General features: G+C 39.3%; 6 protein-coding genes. All 6 read right to left on the reverse strand.

What is annotated here, in order from left to right; all coding sequences use genetic code 11:
* A partial coding sequence (locus QZY09_RS09250; RefSeq protein ID WP_295671472.1) for a hypothetical protein occupies positions 1–226 on the reverse strand: 226 nt, incomplete at its 3' end.
* Positions 223–921, reverse strand: a complete 699-nt coding sequence (locus tag QZY09_RS09255; RefSeq protein WP_295671475.1) for a CatB-related O-acetyltransferase — start codon at positions 919–921, stop codon at positions 223–225. The genes QZY09_RS09250 and QZY09_RS09255, both read right to left, overlap by 4 nt.
* 25 nt (positions 922–946) lie before the next feature.
* Positions 947–1,915, reverse strand: a complete 969-nt coding sequence (locus QZY09_RS09260) for a hypothetical protein (protein WP_295671478.1) — start codon at positions 1,913–1,915, stop codon at positions 947–949.
* A gap of 14 nt (positions 1,916–1,929) precedes the next feature.
* Positions 1,930–3,027 carry an acyltransferase gene (locus QZY09_RS09265; RefSeq protein ID WP_295671481.1) on the reverse strand — a complete coding sequence of 366 codons (1,098 nt, stop codon included), beginning with the start codon at positions 3,025–3,027 and terminating at the stop codon, positions 1,930–1,932.
* A gap of 24 nt (positions 3,028–3,051) precedes the next feature.
* The gene (locus tag QZY09_RS09270) at positions 3,052–4,311 is read right to left on the reverse strand and encodes an NAD(P)-binding protein (RefSeq protein WP_295671484.1); all 1,260 of its coding nucleotides are present in this window, start codon (positions 4,309–4,311) and stop codon (positions 3,052–3,054) included.
* 14 nt (positions 4,312–4,325) lie between these two features.
* On the reverse strand, positions 4,326–5,414 hold the full coding sequence (locus QZY09_RS09275) for a hypothetical protein (protein ID WP_295671487.1): 1,089 nt from the start codon (positions 5,412–5,414) through the stop codon (positions 4,326–4,328).
* Positions 5,415–5,449 lie beyond the last annotated feature (35 nt).

Here is a 5,449-nt window from a genome sequence, read left to right on the forward strand (position 1 = left end):
CGATCTTGTTGTACCTGTTGCCATTGTTCATCCTGAAATTTATTCCGATCGACATTTTCCCGTTACGGTAGACCTCAATTTGGGGAATGCCCCGGCTAACTAATCCTTTCCCATATTTTACCTGGTTGCCATTCAATTTTATAGCAGTAACCAACGCAGAAAATACCCTGTATATATATTCAAAAACCGTTTTAAACGATCTGTATAAAAAAGAAAAAATAGTCATCGTACATTTCCTGTTAAATAATCAATATTTTTTATTGAATGCATTTTTTTAAAATTGCGTTTAAACCATTCATCGTCCTTATCCCACCATTTAAGGTTAGCGAGTTTCCCAATCTCATCTTGAGCAAACCGGTATTTTATAATTTTTGCAGGGATTCCGCCTACAATAGCATAAGGAGGTACATCCTTTGTAACCACAGCCCCGGAAGCAACCACAGCCCCGTTGCCGATCTTTACGCCTCCCCGGATGATCACCCCTGCGCCAATCCAAACATCATTGCCTATTTCCGAATCTGAATATTCATTGAAATATTGATTATCAGCAAACGTGATACCGCCGGCTTGTGCCAGTTTTGAATAAAAAATAGGATGGATCGAAAAGAACTCAGCCGTAGGATGGTTACCCAACCCTATATAAACATTTGGCCCTATACAGGTAAACTTACCAATGGCAACATTTTGAATAAATGAATTGGCGCCAACGTATGAAAAATCACCCATGGTAGTATTGATCACCGTGCAGTTAAGTGCCAGGTAATTATTCCTGCCAAATCGGGAGCTTTTTGAAACACTAACCCTCCCCACTAATTTTAGTGTTGGGTTTTTATACTTAAGTCTGATCAACGAAAATGTTACCCTTAAATAATTATTTACAGGCAGCAGAATCATCTTTAAAGAAAACCTTATCCAATTCATTTTTATCTTTCAATTTTCAATCTGCCTACCAATAACAGGCACTTTCAACAATTGCTGCTTTTTTAGGCCGGTTTTTATCTCCGGGCCGTATCCAGTATTCGTTATATAAATTTGTATACGGGTATACTATATAGTTTTCCCACCGCTTTCCCTTAATCCCGAAAAGCAACTGGGTCACTCCACCTAAATGAATTGCTTTTTTGCCCATATCCTTCACAAATGAGGCCAATGGAAAACCATAGGCGCCACACCCCAGGATGCAAACGTCGAAGTCGGTTGCTGCTATCTTTTCCTTCATGGAATCCAGGGCATCAAACCAACTGTCATAGGGCGTCTTTTCGCGTGCCAGGCTTTGTACCGCGGGTATGGTTGTCAATTCAAAATCAGGCAGTAGTTTGTTCCCGAACAAATATTCACGTACTTCAAACTGATTTTTTATCGCTTCGTCAAACGGGTGTACAACCAGCACCTTTTTTCCTTCTAAAGCCCACGTCCATGGATTGGGGGTGAAAAATGGTTCAAGGTCTTCAAGCACTACTTTTTTTGAACCTAAAAGCTCCTCGTTGAAAAACTTTTCCTCTTTTAACCACGAACCCAAAACATCAACATTTGGCAAAATGCCGATCATCATTTCGCAAAACCGTTCTATATTTCCAACATCAACCGGGAAAAAGCCCGACCAATCCTGCATTTGCTGCATAATGGATTTGCTCCACCACCATGCGGGGCTTTTGCCGGTTACATAGCCTTTAACCGATTTGTATTTGCTTTGCTCCTTTACGCCTAAATAGTTAACCATGCAGGCCAGCTCTGTTGACCCTAGCCTTGCCACCATAAAAGGGGCATCGGCCAACAGGCCGTTTTTTATCAACTCATTAGCATAATCCTTTACCGGGAACAATTTCCAGTTACGGCCAAAATTTGAGCTTTCAGCATCAATCTTGCTGTATAGTCCTTTTAAGGATCTGATGGGGATATTAAGAATGTTTTCCATTATCAATTAGCTGATTAACCGTTACTTAATGGCTCCTTGACCAATGTCTTCGTTTCATAAACAACTTTTCGTGCTTTCCATTTTTTGTATGCATCCCTAATGTATTTCAACGCAGGTTTTTCAATAGCGTAAGTCAAAAATGTGGCGAGCAGTATTGAAAATATAAGCGGCACGGTTACATAAAACAACTGCAGATCTGAAAACTGGCGTAACCGATAAATTATGGTGTACCCAATAACATTATGCAGCAGGTATAATGAATATGAAATTGTACCCAAAAATAGCAATACCTTGTTGTTAAGCCACGAAAGTTTTTCGTAGGTAAACAAATAAAACAAGGCATATATGCCCGCCAGGATTACTAACGAGCCGTAATTTTCATCGGGGTGCGTTAATAGCCACTTACACTCAACTACGAAGCTTATACCAATAATTACATTGTTTAAAATGCTTGCGCCATTTGTTTTTATTCTATAAAAGTTAATACCGGCAAAAAATAATGGCGCATATTCCAGTATAAACAGCACATCAATATATTTTTTTAAAGGAATGCTGAAAAACGATGATATAAGCGATAAAGTAAGCCACGCTATACATATGATCTCGATCTTCCGCAGCAACCTGCCCAGGTAAAGGCCATACATAAGAATATAGAACGTAAGTTCCATTTTTAACGTCCAGTAAACCTGGTCGATCAACCTGACTTTAGTAAACCCCTGGAACATGGTTATATTGTACAGGATCTCTTTTGGTGTATAATGGCCCAGCGTAGGTACCGGTAAAATAGTTATTATAAATGCAGTTAGGAATATCGCCGTCCAGTAAGCGGGGTATAATCGTGAAAACCGGGAAACAATAAAATCAAACTTGTTTTTGCTTCGCTCAAGGGTCATAAATATCACAAAGCCGCTGATGATGAAGAACAAATGAACAGCCAGGTTACCATGGCTTAAATAAAATTTATGATCAGAAAAAAGATTAAAATGAAAATCGTAAGCGTATGTATAGTGGTAAAGCATCACTGTTAAAACAGCAAGCCCCCTTAAGGCATCCAATTCGGCCAACCGGCTTCCTTTTTCTTTTTGCGTTTGATTTACAGCGATGGATTTCATTGGTTTGATTTTACTTTAATCTGGTTAACTTAATTTTTCATTTAATTCCATTGCTGCTTCAATACATTTATCCATATTATAATATTCCCATTCGCCAAACCTGCCCAGCAGGTAAATATTATACCTGGCCAGCAACTCTTTCAGCTTGGCTATTTTGTCGCGTGTACCGTTTTGCTGGATGATGTACGAGTCAGGCTCATAATTAAAGGCAAGGGGGGAGAGGTTTCCAGGAAGCAGGGCCAACTCTTCAATCATTGTCGGCTTTTCCTGCTTGCCCGAAAATTCGACCACACACGTCTTTCTTTTACTGCCTTCGTTATTTGTCTCGCTAAAATTTCCGGTATAAATGATCCGGTGCGCTTTAAATTTATCCTCAGGAAGGTATAACCACGAGAGATCATTATCATCCGTCTCGCACAAAACATTCGATGTTCCGTTTGAAAGCAAATCCCTTACATTTTTCAGCGCCTCGTTCAACGTGTCATTATCAATGTTAATAATTGATGACAGCTGGCGTACATCGCCGCAATAAACCAAAACATCGGTGACGACGTCCCCATTATTTAATGCTAACTGGCCATTTTGAAATTTAATATCAGAAACATGGTATGATAAACTGATATTTTGCTGTTTTGCCAGCCTGTCAATAATAAACTGGGAGCCATCTCTTTTGGGATAATAAAATGCAGCATGTACCATTGATGACTCTTCACGCTTTATGATATTACTCACAATCACTTCGCGTATTTGCGGCATCGGCAATTTGCCGTCCAGCCATTCAAGCGGCACTTTGCTGATATCGGTATTCCAGATTTTGGAGTTGTAAGGTCCAAAATATAGATTGTAAAGGTTTACCCCAAAGTTACCCACCAGAAAGTCTTTAAAATTACTGTAGCTACCGGTTTCCTTTTTGCCGGTGGCTATTAATGTTAAAAGTTCGTCAATGATTGGCCTTAACTGCTCTTCGGGCAGTTGATAAAGGTAGTTTTCCAGGGGATACCCGATCAATTTGCCTGCAAGCAATATTTTGGCATTCCGTTTTGCCAGTAGGAATTCGTTGTCCCTATTAAAATGCTTCCAAAACCAATCCAGCACTAATTGGTTTTTACTGTTAAAAACGTGGCCGCCAACCCTGTGAAAAAGATTGCCATCTATCCGCTCACATTTTATCAACCCGCCTGTTTTGTCTGATCTTTCTAAAATTTTAACTGCAAACCGGCCGGATAACATATTTGCTATACTTAACCCTGAGATTCCCGAACCGATTATAGTTGCCTTCTTCATTTATACAAATTGTTTTATTGTGGTTTGGAATTATATATACCCTTTAATTTTTCAGAAGAATATAGCTGTTCCGAAAGTTGGACCTTTTTGAAATCGCCTGTGTTATCGGCCAAAATATAATTTGATGATGAAGGATAGCCATGCCAAAAGGATGCCGGACATATTTGTATATGCTTTGATATTAATGCCGGCTTATATGAAAATGAGCTTTTGCTGCTGATGAGCAGATCGGCGTTTATCATATGCAAAACCGAATCTTCCGGCCCCATATCCATGCAATAATGGATATTATCAAACTCTTTAAATTCGGGAAAGTCATCAGTATTACCCTGCGAGAATAGATAAACCTCCGCAATTTTATCGTTTTTAAGCATGGCAAGTACCTTACGCAAAATAGTAGCATAATAATCATTGTTAAGTCCGCGCTCTTTCCAAACTTCCTCCGTTTCAATTTTCATCCGGCGCCTGATATGGATCGCGATATTAAATTTTTCGGGAGAAAAGATCGGTTTGTCATTTTTTCGGGCCTTTGCTTTGAAAAATTTCTCCGACAGCAATTTATAAGTATCAAATTGGTTTACATAGCCCTGATCAATCTCCATGAGGAATAATATAAAAGGCCGGTCGTATGAATTTATAATATCGCCGATCAATTGTATTTCGTCTTTTTTAATAGAGTTGAACCTGGGCAGGCGCACCACTTTAAATCGTTTATCTTTAAAAAAGGGCGTTGCCAAAAGCTCATCCTCGCCAAAGCCAAGAAAGTTTTCCCATTTAGCAGTCGAAAATGGGAAGTGCGCAAACCTTACTTTAAACAAGCCCGAAAAATACAAACCCGAATTCCAGTTTGCCAGCTGATGGCCTATACCTGCCCCATAATTTGGTTTCTGAGTTAAAAAATGTGTGCTTTTAAATTCTGCATTTACTTCTTTTTTGTTACTGTTTAATTTGTAATGCCAGTAGGAGCGGTACAGCCTGAACTGTAACGGTGTACCCGCAATTTTACGCAGGATAAAAGAATTGATCTTTCGCTTCAGCTTGTCCCGCTTCAGCTCTTTTTCATACATTGGCGCCGGAGCAAAACTTGTTGAGGGAGTATTCATATGCTTCCTTTTTTACATTTAAAAACTTGGTAATA

Origin of the sequence: uncultured Mucilaginibacter sp. (genome assembly GCF_903913935.1) — a bacterium.
Taxonomy (GTDB): Bacteria; Bacteroidota; Bacteroidia; order Sphingobacteriales; family Sphingobacteriaceae; genus Mucilaginibacter.